The following is a 14,843-nucleotide window of genomic DNA, read 5'->3' on the forward strand; positions in this document are numbered from 1 at the left end:
TTAGTCGCAAGAATCGATCTTTCCATTCGTCCTAAAATATCGATAGCAGTCTGTAGTTACGCAGCTAAGATTAAGACAAATAACGGAGCAGAAGATTATTATTTCTTTTCAAATGTGTTATTCAAATCCAAGATAATGATCGGCGAATCATTGAGGGCACTTAGTAAAATTCAAAGCTGATTTGGTCTTGATTGATTGAAAGATGTCAGCCTCCTCCTGCCCCTTTGCCCCGAAGTATGTGCAGGAGGTATTCGCAACTTGGATTGCCCTTTCCTTGTGATAAGAAGCAAGATAGCTGTTTCCAAGCTTTGATGCGTTGACGGCTGCGATAAAATGTAACTCCTGCAACTTGCATTGTATCTTGTTTCGCTCACATGTTCCGATGACCTTTCGTGTGAGATTAAGAGTAAATCGTTGGGAACGTTCCGGTTCCTTAAAGGTAGTCGGGTTACTATGGATATAAGCTGAAAGCCAAAAACGTTTATGAATATTATCTGAGACACATCTTTCGAGGCGAAATTCATCGAATTTTCCAAGAGCAGAAAGATCCTGCTTAAATGCACTCTCCACAGTATCCCAAGCACAATCGAAACCTGAATTGCAAGCTCGGATGAAATTTTGAAAACATTCCTGCTGTGCAGAATTTTGGGATCCACCAGCAAAAAGATGGCTCGAAAGCAAGAAAATAATAAGAATTGGAAATACGATTCTTTTAACATACATAGGCTTAATTAATTTTCTCCGCTGCTCGTTTAAATATCTAAAAACCGATGGTAGTTAGATGATCTATCTCGAAATATAAAATCATTTCTATATTCAATCTTTTCCATTTATTATAATTGAGTCTAACGTTTTACTTGAAAATAATGCATCCTAGGGCCTCTTCGTTTATTATGTGTAAATATTTTCAATTAACCTTAGTCATCTTCTCAATCAATTTAAACTGCGCCACATTTGTTTTTTATCCGGATAATTTTGAAAAAATTTCGGATAAAGCCATCTCACCTTTTTCCCGAAAGACAATTGGTGTGAATGTTCTTTATAAATTTTTCGACGACGATGTCGAAGAAACTCCTGTTTTGAATTATCGAAAGGAAAAGGAAAAGATGATAAAAGACAGTATCGTAAAGGTTGGTTATGTCGTGATCGATGCTAACGACCACTCTAATTTAGCCGACTTATATTGCGATGTTATATATACAAATAAAAAATATCCGCATGGTGGATTGAATGTTATCTCGGGCTTCACGCTTCTTTTTCTTCCATCTGAATTCTCAACTAATGTAATTATCGATTTCACTTTCAAAGATAAAAATGGAAAATCGCTAAAAAGTTATCGGAGAAGTGCTGAGACTTTTAATTGGCTAGGGTGGCTATTTTTGCCTTTTATGCCATTCTACTTTCCAACTTCCGAAATAGATACGATGAACTTTCAATTAGTTAAATCGATCCTTAAGGAAGCGGTTAAGGATAATGTTCTTAAATAAGCCTTCATTTTTCTAGAAAGGATCTAAAATGCAGAATAAAAAAGCATATTCACTTACTAAACTTAGACTTGCCAGATTTTAGATTTAATTTTTTCTCCAATTCTGACAAAAATTTTCGAATACTCTCCTGTGCTGCAGCCTCGGTTGCCATTTGTGCTCTATAAAGAGCAACCCGTTGGTCCGAAAATTTTCCAATCCCCTGAGCTTCAATAACTTCATTAAATACAGATACACCCTTGTTCCTTAAAATATATCTAACTGTAAGCTTATGGGTAAAATCCATAACTCCAAATGAGGGATTGTCTAATTTCATAATTGCTGCATTTAAAGTCCAATCTTCATTGACGTTTGCAGTAACAGATTCGCATAAACCTGAATTGACAATTGAATCCTTTAAAGCTCGCGTAAAATTTCGATCTGTAATTGTAGGAGATCCCCAAGGGACAGTCATTTCTCCACCCGTGGCATCACTTACATAAATTCTATCTGCGACTTTCTTATTCGTACCAGAGTCCCAAACAATCATTTCAGTAACTCCGGCTGTAGTTACGCAGCTAAGATTAAGACAAATAACGGAGCAGAAGATTTTATTTTCATATTCTTTATTCTGATCCCAGATAAAAATTAAATCGCTAGTTATACCACTTACTTCTCCCCTCTTCTCCACCAACCGCAAGTGTCACTCCAAAGTAAATAGTATGGATGGTATCTCTTACAAAATGAGAGTAATAAGGAGAAAATGCTAAATCAGAGATTGCATTTGTAACGGAGAAGCTAGTAAAATTTCCGCTTTCATCTAAAGTCCTTCCGGTAGACGCAAGACGGTTTGTCGCCACCTCGGAAACGGTAAGCTTGTAACCAGTGAACAAATTTATATTATGTTCGATGGGAAAAATAAAACTCAAATCTAAATCGAACCCCCTACGTTTAGAACCGATAGTTGTTCGATCATTCGCAATAGTAAGCGGATCCGGGGGCATTGGACTTCCAGGTAAATTTGTAATCGAACTGGAGTTCTCATTATAAGTTCCATGATCTAAATAAAAAACTGTTACACGTGATCTAAACTGGACCCAATCAGCCAATGGTTGGAGGTAATATAATGATAACTGAGGTCCAAAATTCGACTGACTTGTTTTATATAAAGTAATCGCAGCTCCCGGAATTGTTGCAAAAAAGGACGGGTCGCTGCTAGTTGATTCTGCAATTGTTCGTAAACCGACACCGGTTCCAAATCTAGCGGGAATCCAAAAGTAAGAATATTCGAATATAAACTCATTTCGATTCAAATTCATCATTGTAGTTGCATTTACCGGGCGAATCGAAGCCGAATCCGCAAATAAGAAAACATTACGATCACTTGCTGTTTCTTTAACAGAAGAATAGTCTATCAAAAAAGAATATTTCCCCGAATTCGAAAATGTTCTAATCGAATACCCGCTTCCCAACCCTGCACTTCCGCTGAAGCCATGGTGCAACTCTCCTGAGGCAGGAGAGTTCTGAATCGCTTCCGATCGGGATTTTTCAATTGGATTCCACGATCCATAGCCGACCCTTCCTGACACCTCCCACCAAGCAGTATGAGCAGGAAGCAAAGGAATAAAAAATAATGCGAAAAAGAAAATACTAAATTTCATTTTTTTCAAAATACACCTCAAATCAAATCAATCGTATATTATTGATATATCTTGAAATTGTAAAATTGAGTCAACTTTTCTATTAAAAAGAGAATGTGACTAACGGATTCTACGTAATTATAATTCTGATAACTTAATTTTTGGGCAATATTCTATCTGAGATTACGATTCACAAATTTGAATCACTCGACAGCCATTTTAACTTCATTTTCCGTCGCAAAGAAGCCAAATAACGGAACGGGAACCCCCGTATACAAATATATGATCGCTGTGTTCAAATAGCTGAAAAAAGTAAGTAATTTATTCATTCTTCTTTCTTCCGATATCTGTATTTTGATAAGTTTATTTACCCCTCCAGTTTCCCAAAGTGCAGGACATTTATAAATACTCGCGGCTGATTCTTTTATACAAGCTTCTCGTTTTTCATAGCCAGTTTGATATCTCAACCAAAGTATCCCCCGCTCAACTCCTAACAAAATTCGTAATCGAGATTGATTGTAAAAAGCGAGCGGATACCAAGTATCATTCAGGATTTCTATAGTTCCATATTCAGCCAGAGCGGGAATTTCTAGACGAATCGACTTACTTTCAATATACAATTCTTTGTAATATTCAATTCGCTGAGATTTTTCTACCTTGTTAAAAGGATCAGAAGTTAGACTGACAACCAGCAACGGCTTGCTCTCAATGCTGCCTTCGATTTCAATCTCTAACATCTTCATCGTTTGATTTTCATAGAGGGGATTCGGCTTAGGTTCAAGATATCCCCTTCGAATCGTCGATCTGCAAGAAAATAGAACGCTAAGTAATATGAAAGTAATAATGTTTGGCTTTATCGAAATTATGAAATCGACAATATTTTTCAAAATGCACATCCGAATGATAAACTAATTAAAGCGTTTAGAGAGTCCGGCTCCTTAATCATTGTTTCCTTAACTAAAACGGTATCAACAAGAGACGGAGGTCGGCTTTGTGGAAGTAAACCTCTATCATCCGAATATACATAGACCTTGTCTTCCGCATGAACTACTTGAAAAAAACCAAATTCAAATTTTACGAAAACTCCATTAGAAGATTGCCATTTAACTCCAAAACCAGCCGCGCCGAATATTGTGTTCTTCCTTTCGGCGGTGTAGGAAAGAGAAGAACTATTATTTGCCAAAATACTAGGCGCACGAGTATCATCAAAACTGACTTTAAAATTATAATCGGGGAGAGTGCCTACATGCGCTGCTAAGAAGAATATTCCACCGAATGGAAAATAGTTAAGATAAACATCAGAGGACATCTTCTTTATATGCTCGTATTCTTCACAATTAGAAACTCCCGGATACGATCCAGCAGAACAAATGAACACATAATTATCAGTGAATTTATTTCCGACCATTCGGACCGTTCTATGTATATTTAAGCCTACCGAAATGTTCTCACCGAGATTATAATTAAAGCTGATTGTTTCTAAATTAAAATTTGCATTCGAGGTTAACCCGAACCCTATACTAAAGGGTTTTTCTTTTCTGCGGTCTTTTTGATCCGATTCCTGAGCCAAAAGGATCTTCGGTACCAGCATAAGAAATACGAGCGCAATTTTTAATATTTTCATTAGAGATCTATGATGCATATCCGACCGAAAGATACCAGTCGGAAATAGTTGCATATCCGTATATTAAATTTGTTTTTGAAAATTCTTTCTTTGAATCTCTTTCCGGAACAAATGAGTCCGTGATATAATTTTATAGAAGCTTGAACCCGCAACTAACAACCTTTTGTTAGATAAAGTATTGCGCTGCATTTCTATTAATATAACTATTGGTCAGAATTGAGAACGCAAGTATGCCTAACTTCTCCTCTTATTCACTTATCCTATTCTTACTCATAAGTTTAGGTTCTCTAAATTGCGGAACGTATCTACTTGCAAATATACTTCTTCCCTCGGATGAGGATACTCGCCTGGAGGCCGTCGCCAAATCCATCGTAGGAACTATGAATGTCGGATTGATCCATTATTGGCCCTTAGATGGGGATGCGAACGATAGAGTCGGGACATTACATCTAACCGCATTCGGAACTGTAGGACCTGTCCTCACTGTAGATCATAACAATTTACCGAATGGTGCTTACGCTTATGATGGTATAGATTCATGGCATGATTCCGGTTCCGGAGGAGAACCTATTTTAACCGGGACTGCATCTTTTACCTTAAGCGCCTGGGTAAAAGGCAAATTTAACACTTCAGGAATTATTCTTGGCGCTGGAGATGGTTTAGGATTCCAACTTCAGGATAACCCATCATGTTTCCAAATCAGAGCCTATAGTACAAACGGAGGTACCGGGGTTGTCAGCAATCTCAGCCCTTGCAAAGGTTATCAGAATGATGTTTGGTATAATGTAACTCTTACGTGGGATCTTCCAAACAATAGGGCCAATCTGTATATCGGAAACGATCTTGTAGATTCTAGGGTATACAATCCAAATCGGATACCTTGGACATCAGGTTTCCCAATCACTCTAGGATACGGTACTTTAGGCGGCGGTTCTCAAGAAGTAACGATAGACGAAGTTAGGGTCTATGACAGAATTGTTCCGCCGATATTTTTCGGCTTTTAATTCCCAGCTATATACAATGTTATATTGCTAAACGAATTACAAATACTCTACCTTGAGTATTAAAAACTCTATCTGAATAAATTTACTTTAAACGTAGATATTATTTAATATTGATGTGGGGAGCTATTTTTATCTAACATCAAATTTAACTCTTTAAAAGCCTCGATGTGATTTGGATTAGATTTAATAGCTAAATTGAAATACTTTTTCGCTTCTTCTTTATTATTAGATTTAAATAAGAGACCTAAATTATAATACGCAGTAGCATAGTTATTTTTTAGCTCGGCAGCATGGATAAAATAATCTTTTGCCTGATCAAAATGTCCGATTAACTTTGAGCACAACCCCATGTTGACAAAAAGTATAGGATCCGAATTATCAATTTGCCTAGCTTTTTCAAAATAACCAATGGCATTTTTGTAATCTTCTGAATTCATATAAGCAGAAGCTTTGCCAAAGTATAAATTATAATCCACTCCCTCATCAATCTGTTCTGCCAATGTAAAATAAGCGAGACTCTCGGAATATAGGCCCTCCGCCAAAGCAATATAACCTTTCAAAACGATCATATCAAAATCGGTCTTACGACTTTCATATACTTCATTCGCTTTTAAGTAGTCTTTCCTAATTAAAAAATACCAGCCAATGGTTACCGGTTGTTCTTTAAGCATTATCTTTTCCGATAATTTTTCGATCAGAACGTCAATACAACCGATCTCATCCTCATTATTAATCCTTTCTTTTACATCAATTGTTTCAGTAGAAAAAGGAAAATGAATTTTTGCCTCCAATTCGTTTCCTCTTCTAACTATGGATCCGGAAATGACCTTATCCTGAATATTTAGCAAAAGTTTTATAATCTTTTTTAAAGAATTTAAAGAAATCCCAAATACTTTAATATCTTCTGAAGCCACAGCATCATTGAAACGAAAAATGGGTTTATGAATATCTTCGGAGTCAGAGGAATCAATTGCGGTAACCTCCGATTGAATTAATCTTAGCTTCAAAATGATTCTACCGGAAACTTCATTCTCACTTAATCCATTTTTGATGACCGACTCAGGCAAACTAATTGACTCTATATAGTATGTATCACTCAGAACCCCTCTTACTGAATAAAAGAGAATTAGTGAAGAAATCAAAACAAAGAAAATTCGTCCGCACACAACCCGAACGTCTCTAGCTATTCGCGAAAATGAATTCTTCTCGAAATAACCTACTATTCCTATTGAGAATTTATGAATCAGGTTATTTAGCATTTCACGATTTACGAAATAAGAATACATTCCGCAGGTTTTCTCTCAAATAATACGGTTCGTCCAGCCTTTTTTATGATTATAGATTCGCACCATATTCAGATCTGCAGGAGAACTATATGTTAAATCACAAAGACAATGCAGCATCAATTCCCAAAAAGGCACAACTAACGCATCTTACATAACCTGAATATGATTGACGTAAGCTTCACAAGAAAAAAGTATTCTGAAATGAGTTCTAAGTCACTGTTTAGAAATATTGTATTTACAATTTCCGTTTTTTTACTATTCCAATCCTGTTTTCTTCATCATGCAAACTTAGAAGGTGATGGTTACGGCATAAAAACCATTTTCCGAAGATCTAAAAAACTTCCCGACACCTTTCCGATCCGATTGGAGTTCAAAAAGAAAGACAAGGAAGAAGTAATTAAAGAAGTCGGTTCTCCGCAAGTGGAGCCCTATTTTTCGAATCATATATTTAATCTTTTTAGAAAAAATCAGAAGTTCCAAATAGATCCGAAAGCAAACGCCAAAATTAGAATTACAACAGGAGTCGATCGTGTTCAAATCCCAACCTTAACGATGCTTCCTGGCATCCTGACGCTGGGACTTTTTCCCTTTATCCAAAGATCTTATGGCAATATTCAATTTGAGTTAATTGATTCGGCAAAAAATAAAGTTATTAAGATTTATAAATATAATATAGAGCATAGATACTTTTTAGGCTGGGCTTCCATCATCCTAGGTTTGACATTACCTTTATTCAGCGATCGATTTGAACATTCCGGCACAAACGACAGTGATGTGGTCATGAAGGTGCCTTTGCTCAATTTGAATCCGATTTTACAAAAGACGTCTTGGAATCAAAAGATTTCGCTTCTCATTTTCCTACACAAAGCTACAATTACACGTTGCTGATGGATGCTCCTCAAATGGAAAGTAAGGATATTCCGTCTTCTTTATATAACCTTCTGTTAGAACGTTTGATAAATAACGGATTTTCTCTCGTGGAAAGAGCACGATTAGATAAAGCCATTTCTGAAATTCAATTGTCTCTTTCTGGAATTACTGATCACGAAAGATTAAAATTAGGAAAATTATTAGAAGCCGACAGACTGATTTTAGTCGATAAACTTGAAATGGAGTCCAGTGAAAATAAGTCGCAGAAACTTTCTTTCTTCGTCAGATGTGTTGATACATTAAATGGCCAGATCTTATGGATAGAAAAAGTGGACACTGAATTTATTGCCGGGGCATATGATACTCCTCCTAGAATTAAAACAATTCTTATAGAAAGATCCGTATCAAATTTAATCCGCCGCTTGAAAGAGAATGGAGAAATCTAATTCACATTTCGATAAGAAAGGATTAAGAATTTAAAATATATAAATCGTGCAGCAAGATAAAGAATATTGGTTCGGATTGAGAGGAAAGGATTATTATCTCAATACATCATTCAAAAGTTTTCCCAACATCTGATCTTGGGTTTGAACAGTTTTTTGATTAGCCTCGTAAGATCGGTTAACTTCGATCATTTCAACCATTTCAGTTACAACGCTTACATTAGAAGCTTCTAAATAACCTTGTAGAAGGTTCGGTTCTTCTTCCAAAAGAAACGGTCTTGGTTCGCCTGATTCAGGGGTATCGTTATAGAAAGAGTCCCCTTCCTTATCCAAATGACGAGGATTTTCTACGGTTCGGATCTTGATACGATCCAAAAGAACAGGAGTTTCGAATCTATTTTTATCAGCGCCGACAGAATTGCGAGGATCGTTACCGATCTCACCGTTGATCCAAACTTCTCCATTCTCTTTGACCAAAAAGTTTCCACGAGCGACCTTGATCGGGCCATTCTCCCCCATCAAAGGAAAACCCTGAGGAGTCACCAAGTAACCATTCGTGTCCAAAACAAATGCGCCGGAACGGGAAAGTCTTTCGCCTCGATTCGTTAGAACGCTGAAAAAAGCAGGATGTTCCGTGCCAGGTCTATCTTGCAGCATCATGTCGAAAGGATTATCTGTTTTCTTCACAGCACCTTGTTCGAATCTTGTATAAATTTCATTTACCTCGGCGCCTAATCCGAGTTTGCCGACTACAGGAGCCGTGTCGAAGGAGCCCATAGGCACCTTGCCCACTCCATCTTCGCTGAATCTATGGATCAAAAGTTCAGGAAAAGTTTTGAACAACGTTGTGTCCCTTTTGAATGCAGTCTTATCCACGTTCGCAAGATTGTTGGAGATAACGTCCATGCGTGTTTGCTGCACGATCATCCCATTGGACCCGGTGTACATTCCTCTTAACATTCTTCTTTCTCCTGCTCCTTTTAAGAATCGGAGTTTTTCAAAAATCCCATTACGCTTTTGAAGACATAAAAAGAAAAAATAAGAAGGAGTTCCTACTAAAATCGGGGGTTTGGCCGCCTCCCGCTGATAGCGAGACCGGGTTGCTACGGTTTTTTGAGGACCCATAGGGAGCGAAAAACCCGTAGGGTTGCTGAATGCAATGAAGCAAAATCTTTATCGGACACCATTGCTTTAATTAGCGCAGAAGCGAGCCCGCCTCGTCCCACCTTCGGTGGGACAAGCCCTCCGCATCCCTGGCGGGAACAAGAACTCAAACTTGTCTATGAAAATGTATCCCTCTCTTTGTAGGAACTCCAACAAAACCCCAGCTGCAAAAAGGCTTGTGAAAATCAAAATTTCATGATAGAGACGGAAATCGCCTTCTCCCACAACCCCACCCCCCATTCCCGACGATGGGTGGGGGTCGATTCATTGCACCGTGGGAATTCCTACAAAACCCCGGATTTTGTCTCATTCCTAAAAAATCTTTGACATCTCTTGTTCTGAGGACTATTTATCCAGGGGATGAAGAAAAAAGGGTATTTTCTCTCCTTAGGAGCTGGTAAAAATCAGGTACCCTTGATCTCTGCTGCCAGGGCCCTGGGTCTGGAAGTAGCTGCGGTCGATAAAAACGATAAAGCTCCCGGGTTTGCTATGGCGAGCCTGAGGATTATCGAATCTACTTTCGAATACAGAAGGATCTTAAGAGCGGTCGCAGAAAATCCCCTGCCGACTCCAATCATCGGACTCGGCACAAGATCTTTCGGAAAGGCAACGTATAGCACAGCCTACCTTGCAGAAAAATTAAAACTGAAGTATGCAAGCACCGAATCCGTATTAAAATTTTCTGATAAACAAATTTTAAAGGAAACCTTAGCTCCCAAAGGGATTCGAGTTCCAAGAGAGATCCCAGCTTCCGAAATCAAAGCAAAGTCAAAATCCTTTTCTTATCCCTGGATCTTAAAACCTAGCCAAGGAAGTGGCAAATCCGGAATCCAACTCGTGGAATCCGATTCAGATTTAAAATCTATTTCTAATTTAATATCCCCTAAAAAACAACCCAAGTCAAAAATTGCCGCAAATTCTCCTCATCCGGAGACTTGGCTTTTAGAAGAGTATATTCCAGGCCCCGAATATACCGTTTTGGGATTAGTGGATGATTCCGATTTTCATCTGGTAAATATTTCTTTGAAGGAAACTTCTTCTTTTCCTCCTTTTTTAGAAGCAGCTCATAGACTTCCCTTCCCTAAATCCGAATTGGAAGGCGAAATAAAAATGTTATGCAGAGCGATTGTAAAAGCAACCGGCTTAAAGAACTGTCCTTTCGTAGCCGAATTCAGATCGGATGAAAATGGAGAACTTGTTTTGATAGAAGCCGCTCCCGAAGTGGGTGGAGAATATCTAGCAGATGTCCTAGTGCCAGGTTATTCCGGTTACGATTATTTTACGAATCTGGTCAAACTTTTGGTGGGAGAACCGATCGTTCCTCCACCTTCTAGTTTAGAAATTCCTAAAAAACTAAAATCTCAAGTTCGTTTTGATATCCCACCTAGGGGAGTTTCTGTTCTGAAGTCCTGGGAAAATTTTCCTACAAATTATGGAGAAACAATTCTTTTGAACCAAAACCTGAAGGAGCCCGGTTCTAAACTGGATACTTCTTTGGGAAATGAAACGAGAACCAGAGTTCTTTGTTTAAAATCAAAAGTATCTTCATCAGAAGAAGAATGGAATGGCAGCGTAAAAAATCGTTTGAAGGCTGAATATGAAGCCCGCTGATCACCCTTCCAAAGAAGCATGGGAAACTCATTATACTAGACCTAAGGCAAAACTTTCTTATCCGGATGAAAACTTAGTTCGAATGATCTCTAAGTTTCCACCTTCTTCACCTTCTCCTAAGGCTTTGGATTTTGGGACCGGTTCCGGAAGACATTGTGTTCTTCTAAAGGATTTCGGTTATGAAGTATATGCAGCAGATTACAGTGAAAATTCCATCCAGTCAGTTAAAAAATCTTATCCTTGGACCAAAACGTTTTTATTGAATACTCCTCCCTATCCTTTTGAGAAGGAAGAGTTTGATCTGATCGTTAGCTGGGGAGTCCTGCATTACAATTCTCCGGACCTCGCAAAATCCATGTTAGACGATACCTTTCGTATTTTAAAAAAAGGTGGGTATCTCGCGGCTTCCGTAAGAGCAGAAGGCGACACTCATCTTAAAGCGGAAAAAGGCAAAATCGGAACTGCAGATCTTGCCGGTGGCGTAACTTGGTTTTATACTAAAGAAGATGTGCAAGATCTTCTTCAAAATTTTTCTTCCTTCGAACTGGGTTATACGGAAAGAACTCCATTAGGAAAATTGGATGAGAGGATTTGTCATTGGATCTTTCTCGCCAAAAAATAATCCAAGAAGAATGCCCATTGGAAGGGGACTGTAACTGGGAACCCTTGTACAAATCCGAATTCGGTAATTTCGATCTTTCTATCCAAATTTGTAAAACCTGCGGCTTCCAAGCTCAATTCCCAAGACCTGAACCAGAATCATTATATACCGAAGAATATTATACCGGTAATCAGGAATTCACATATAGAGACGAAAGGCAGACTGAAAAATTCGATCGATATGTTTGGTTTGCTCGTTTAAAAAATATTTCCAAGTTCAAATCTTCTGGCAATTTTTTAGACATAGGATGTTCCTTCGGTGGATTTTTAGAATGCGCTAAAGAAAAAGGATTCGTGCCTTACGGTGTGGAAATTTCTCCCTTCTCCGCAAAACAAGCAGAATCGAGAGGTTTCAAAGTATGGCAGGGCCAATTTTTAGACGCAGATCTTCCGGAAAATTTTTTCGATGTCATCACTCTAATAGAAGTGATCGAACATTTGGAAAACCCTAAAGAAGTATTTAATAAACTTTCCAGGATTCTAAGGCCAGGTGGTTTACTTCTGATCCAAACCGCGAATTTTGATGCCTGGCAGGCCATAGAAGCAGGTAAAAAATATCACTACTATCTACCCGGTCACGTGTATTATTATTCTGCCAAAAACCTTCGTAAAATTCTTGCCATACGAGGATTCGAAAGACAGATTACTTACCTCGGAGTGGACTTCCCCCTTTCCGCTAAACTTTTAAAATCCAGGGGAAGTTTTTCCAAATGGAAGGATTATTTAAAATGGCTCCGGATCTCATTCTACCATTTTAAAAGTAAACTTACCAAAAAAGGAATCCCGCTCACATCTTCTATGGTGCATTACGCGATTAAGAAATGAATTCTCATCCGAATACTAAGTACAGTAGATTTTTCGACTATATCCCGGACGCAGGTTTAGGGCGAAAACTGAATTTCACAGTCCGTGTTCTGGCGGCTTCTGCCTATCGTTTTGCCAAAGACGAATGTCTCATCAAGGCGTCAGGTATTTCTTATACTACGATCGTTTCTTTGATCCCGATGCTTGTAGTGGCACTTTCTCTTTTGACAATTACTTCGGGGTTGGACAATCGTAAGGAAGAAATATTCGATAAAATTAATGCATTTTTTCTAGTCAGTAATATTAACTTGGATATCAATCCTTACTTGGATACTTTAGGAGAATTGATCGATGCAGCTAGACAAATAGGTGCGATCGGTTTTATTCTTTTAGTATTCTCCGCAACCACAGTATTAAGATCATTAGAAAACTCCTTTAACTCTATCTGGAGGATCGAAGAAAAAAGATCCGTTCTACAAGAATTCGTATTTTACTTTTTTGTTCTTTCTATCGGCCCTCTTCTTCTTGTGATCGGAGACAATCTTGCTAAAAAAGTGACCGATGTATTTCGTCCTCCTCATTATCTGAGTATGGACAAGGATCTAGAAAATCATATCTGGATCTCCGGAGAGAATGGTACACTCTTTCGCATGGACTCCGGTCTCAAACAGGATTATTATTTAGATGAAAAAGACATCGATCTAAAGAATATCCGTTGTCTGGATTCCTTCGGAGTTCGTGTGGACTTTTGCGAAAAGCCAGATATTTCCAAGGAAAATTTTGTCCGAGTTTCCGTGAAGGACGGAAAAGTATATGCTCTTTCAGAAAAAGGGTTATTTCTTTCCAAACCTGTAGACGGTTCCGTATGGAACGCGATTTATTTCGATAATTCAAATTTTAAAGATTTTGAATATATTAACGAAGGAAATTTTTATTTAATCTTCTCCAACGGAGAAGTCCTACATTTTTTCACTCAAGGAAGAAGTTACAAACCAGTATTCGCGAATGTTTTGAAGATCCGTGCAAATCGGGTCTATTTTCCGGAACCTTATCTAGGTTATATCGTGGATGAAGACGGGAATGTTTGGAAAAGCGAAGACGGCGGCTATACTTGGAACGCCACAAAAATCACCGGCCATGGACTGAAAGATATCCATAGGATTCGGCCTGGCGAGTTTTTTGTTACGGGAGAAAGAGGTTCAGTTTTCAAAACGGAAGACGGTGGATACTCATGGAAAAATCTCAGTCACAAAAGATATACATTCACCAAGGTTTGGTCCATAGAAAATGAAGAATCCGCAGATATTTTCCTTTTGGATGCTCTCGGAAATATCCTAGTTTCTATAGACGGAGGGGAACATTGGAATACTTTTTATATTCCCGCAAAAGGGAAAGTATTCGCCTCCGGATTACTCGACAGAAGTGAAAACGGAAGATTCAGATTATTGAATATTGGAGAATATAAAAAGATTAGTCTTTCGGAATACAAGGATGTCAAATACGAAACAATCATACTCCAAGGAGGAGAGTCAGTATTCTCACCTTATAATATTCTAAAATTTTTCTTTCCATTAATTGGGATCTGGCTCTTCTTCTTAGCATTATTTACTTTAATCCCGAACACAAAGGTCCCAATCCGTGCCTCATCTTGGGGTGCTGGATTTACCAGCGTGATTTTTTTGGTCTTTCTTTACGGATTCCAGGTATATATCACTTCCTTCTCCGAAACAACAATGATTGTATATAAGGCATTAGCCTCCATTCCTATCTTCTTGATCGGAGTATATTCCTTATCATTGATTGTTCTATTCGGCGCAGAGGTAACTGCTTGTGTGCAATATCCTGAAAGATATTACGCACCATTCCAATTGATAGAAGAACATCATACTTCTTTTAGTTATGAATTCAGAAAATTAATCGGAGTTTTAAAGGCAGTCTATTCCGTTCAAAAAGAAAGTAAGATTGCACCTCGTAATGGGGACCTTGCTATCAAATCAAGACTTCATGCAGAAGAAATCCCAAGGCTTACCAAAACATTATCCGAAGCAGGACTACTTGTAGAAACAAATGAAGGCGGAGCCTGGTTGCCAGTGGTGTCCGGAGAAGATCTAACTCTGGGCGATTTTTATCGAAGAATACCTGAACCGCTTTTAAAAGAAGACCCTTCTTTCCATGTTTATCCGGATAAAGTGAGAGATAAAATGGATAAGGCAGAAATTTCTCTGCAAAAAGATTTGGATGCAATCAGTTTTAGGGACTTGATTGATTAGAATT

At 38.2% G+C, this 14,843-nt stretch carries 15 protein-coding genes; 8 read left to right on the forward strand and 7 right to left on the reverse strand.

The features are described 5' to 3' along the window. Window positions 1–147: 147 nt before the first annotated feature. Window positions 148–723: a hypothetical protein gene (locus CH365_RS17875; protein ID WP_100769903.1), complete on the reverse strand. Its 576-nt coding sequence runs from the start codon at window positions 721–723 to the stop codon at window positions 148–150. A 170-nt stretch (window positions 724–893) separates the two neighbouring features. Here CH365_RS17875 and CH365_RS17880 point away from each other — a divergent pair, with 170 nt between their 5' ends. Next, on the forward strand, window positions 894–1,487 hold the full coding sequence (locus CH365_RS17880) for a hypothetical protein (RefSeq protein ID WP_100769904.1): 594 nt from the start codon (window positions 894–896) through the stop codon (window positions 1,485–1,487). Window positions 1,488–1,536: 49 nt separating this feature from the next. Here CH365_RS17880 and CH365_RS17885 read toward each other — a convergent pair whose 3' ends face one another. The 4 genes from CH365_RS17885 to CH365_RS17900 form a co-directional block, all read right to left on the reverse strand. Further along, window positions 1,537–2,163 (reverse strand): hypothetical protein, encoded by a 627-nt coding sequence (locus CH365_RS17885; protein WP_125226334.1) that lies wholly within the window; start codon window positions 2,161–2,163, stop codon window positions 1,537–1,539. Then, the gene (locus tag CH365_RS17890) at window positions 2,120–3,124 is read right to left on the reverse strand and encodes a hypothetical protein (RefSeq protein WP_100769906.1); all 1,005 of its coding nucleotides are present in this window, start codon (window positions 3,122–3,124) and stop codon (window positions 2,120–2,122) included. The genes CH365_RS17885 and CH365_RS17890 overlap by 44 nt, the downstream gene beginning before the upstream one ends. A 182-nt stretch (window positions 3,125–3,306) precedes the next feature. After that, entirely contained in the window at window positions 3,307–3,990 is a 684-nt protein-coding gene (locus CH365_RS17895) for a hypothetical protein (protein ID WP_100769907.1), read from the reverse strand. Next, on the reverse strand, window positions 3,987–4,727 hold the full coding sequence (locus CH365_RS17900; protein ID WP_100769908.1) for a hypothetical protein: 741 nt from the start codon (window positions 4,725–4,727) through the stop codon (window positions 3,987–3,989). Before CH365_RS17900 ends, CH365_RS17895 begins: the two co-directional genes overlap by 4 nt. Before the next feature lie 230 nt (window positions 4,728–4,957). Between CH365_RS17900 and CH365_RS17905 the strand changes: the two genes are divergently transcribed. Beyond that, on the forward strand, window positions 4,958–5,731 hold the full coding sequence (locus CH365_RS17905) for a LamG-like jellyroll fold domain-containing protein (protein ID WP_100769909.1): 774 nt from the start codon (window positions 4,958–4,960) through the stop codon (window positions 5,729–5,731). 104 nt (window positions 5,732–5,835) lie between these two features. Here CH365_RS17905 and CH365_RS17910 read toward each other — a convergent pair whose 3' ends face one another. After that, window positions 5,836–7,017, reverse strand: a complete 1,182-nt coding sequence (locus CH365_RS17910) for a tetratricopeptide repeat protein (protein ID WP_100769910.1) — start codon at window positions 7,015–7,017, stop codon at window positions 5,836–5,838. A gap of 363 nt (window positions 7,018–7,380) precedes the next feature. Between CH365_RS17910 and CH365_RS17915 the strand changes: the two genes are divergently transcribed. Beyond that, entirely contained in the window at window positions 7,381–7,905 is a 525-nt protein-coding gene (locus CH365_RS17915) for a hypothetical protein (RefSeq protein WP_125226335.1), read from the forward strand. Window positions 7,906–7,919: 14 nt separating this feature from the next. Next, window positions 7,920–8,333, forward strand: coding sequence for a CsgG/HfaB family protein (locus CH365_RS17920; RefSeq protein WP_165782630.1), 414 nt, complete (start codon window positions 7,920–7,922; stop codon window positions 8,331–8,333). A gap of 93 nt (window positions 8,334–8,426) precedes the next feature. Here the strand turns inward: CH365_RS17920 and CH365_RS17925 are convergent, their stop codons facing one another. Continuing rightward, window positions 8,427–9,290 (reverse strand): flagellar hook-basal body protein, encoded by an 864-nt coding sequence (locus CH365_RS17925; protein WP_100769972.1) that lies wholly within the window; start codon window positions 9,288–9,290, stop codon window positions 8,427–8,429. A 564-nt stretch (window positions 9,291–9,854) separates the two neighbouring features. Here CH365_RS17925 and CH365_RS17935 point away from each other — a divergent pair. The 4 genes from CH365_RS17935 to CH365_RS17950 are packed head-to-tail and all read left to right on the forward strand — an operon-like array spanning window position 9,855 to window position 14,839. Further along, window positions 9,855–11,105 (forward strand): ATP-grasp domain-containing protein, encoded by a 1,251-nt coding sequence (locus tag CH365_RS17935; RefSeq protein WP_100769914.1) that lies wholly within the window; start codon window positions 9,855–9,857, stop codon window positions 11,103–11,105. Continuing rightward, window positions 11,092–11,727, forward strand: a complete 636-nt coding sequence (locus CH365_RS17940) for a class I SAM-dependent methyltransferase (RefSeq protein ID WP_100769915.1) — start codon at window positions 11,092–11,094, stop codon at window positions 11,725–11,727. Before CH365_RS17935 ends, CH365_RS17940 begins: the two co-directional genes overlap by 14 nt. Beyond that, window positions 11,703–12,590, forward strand: coding sequence for a class I SAM-dependent methyltransferase (locus tag CH365_RS17945; RefSeq protein WP_165782631.1), 888 nt, complete (start codon window positions 11,703–11,705; stop codon window positions 12,588–12,590). Before CH365_RS17940 ends, CH365_RS17945 begins: the two co-directional genes overlap by 25 nt. Next, a complete protein-coding gene (locus CH365_RS17950) occupies window positions 12,587–14,839 on the forward strand; it encodes a YhjD/YihY/BrkB family envelope integrity protein (RefSeq protein WP_100769917.1) in 2,253 nt (750 codons plus the stop codon). The genes CH365_RS17945 and CH365_RS17950 overlap by 4 nt, the downstream gene beginning before the upstream one ends. Window positions 14,840–14,843: the final 4 nt, after the last annotated feature.

This window comes from Leptospira neocaledonica, from assembly GCF_002812205.1.
In the GTDB taxonomy this organism is placed as follows: Bacteria; Spirochaetota; Leptospiria; order Leptospirales; family Leptospiraceae; genus Leptospira_B; species Leptospira_B neocaledonica.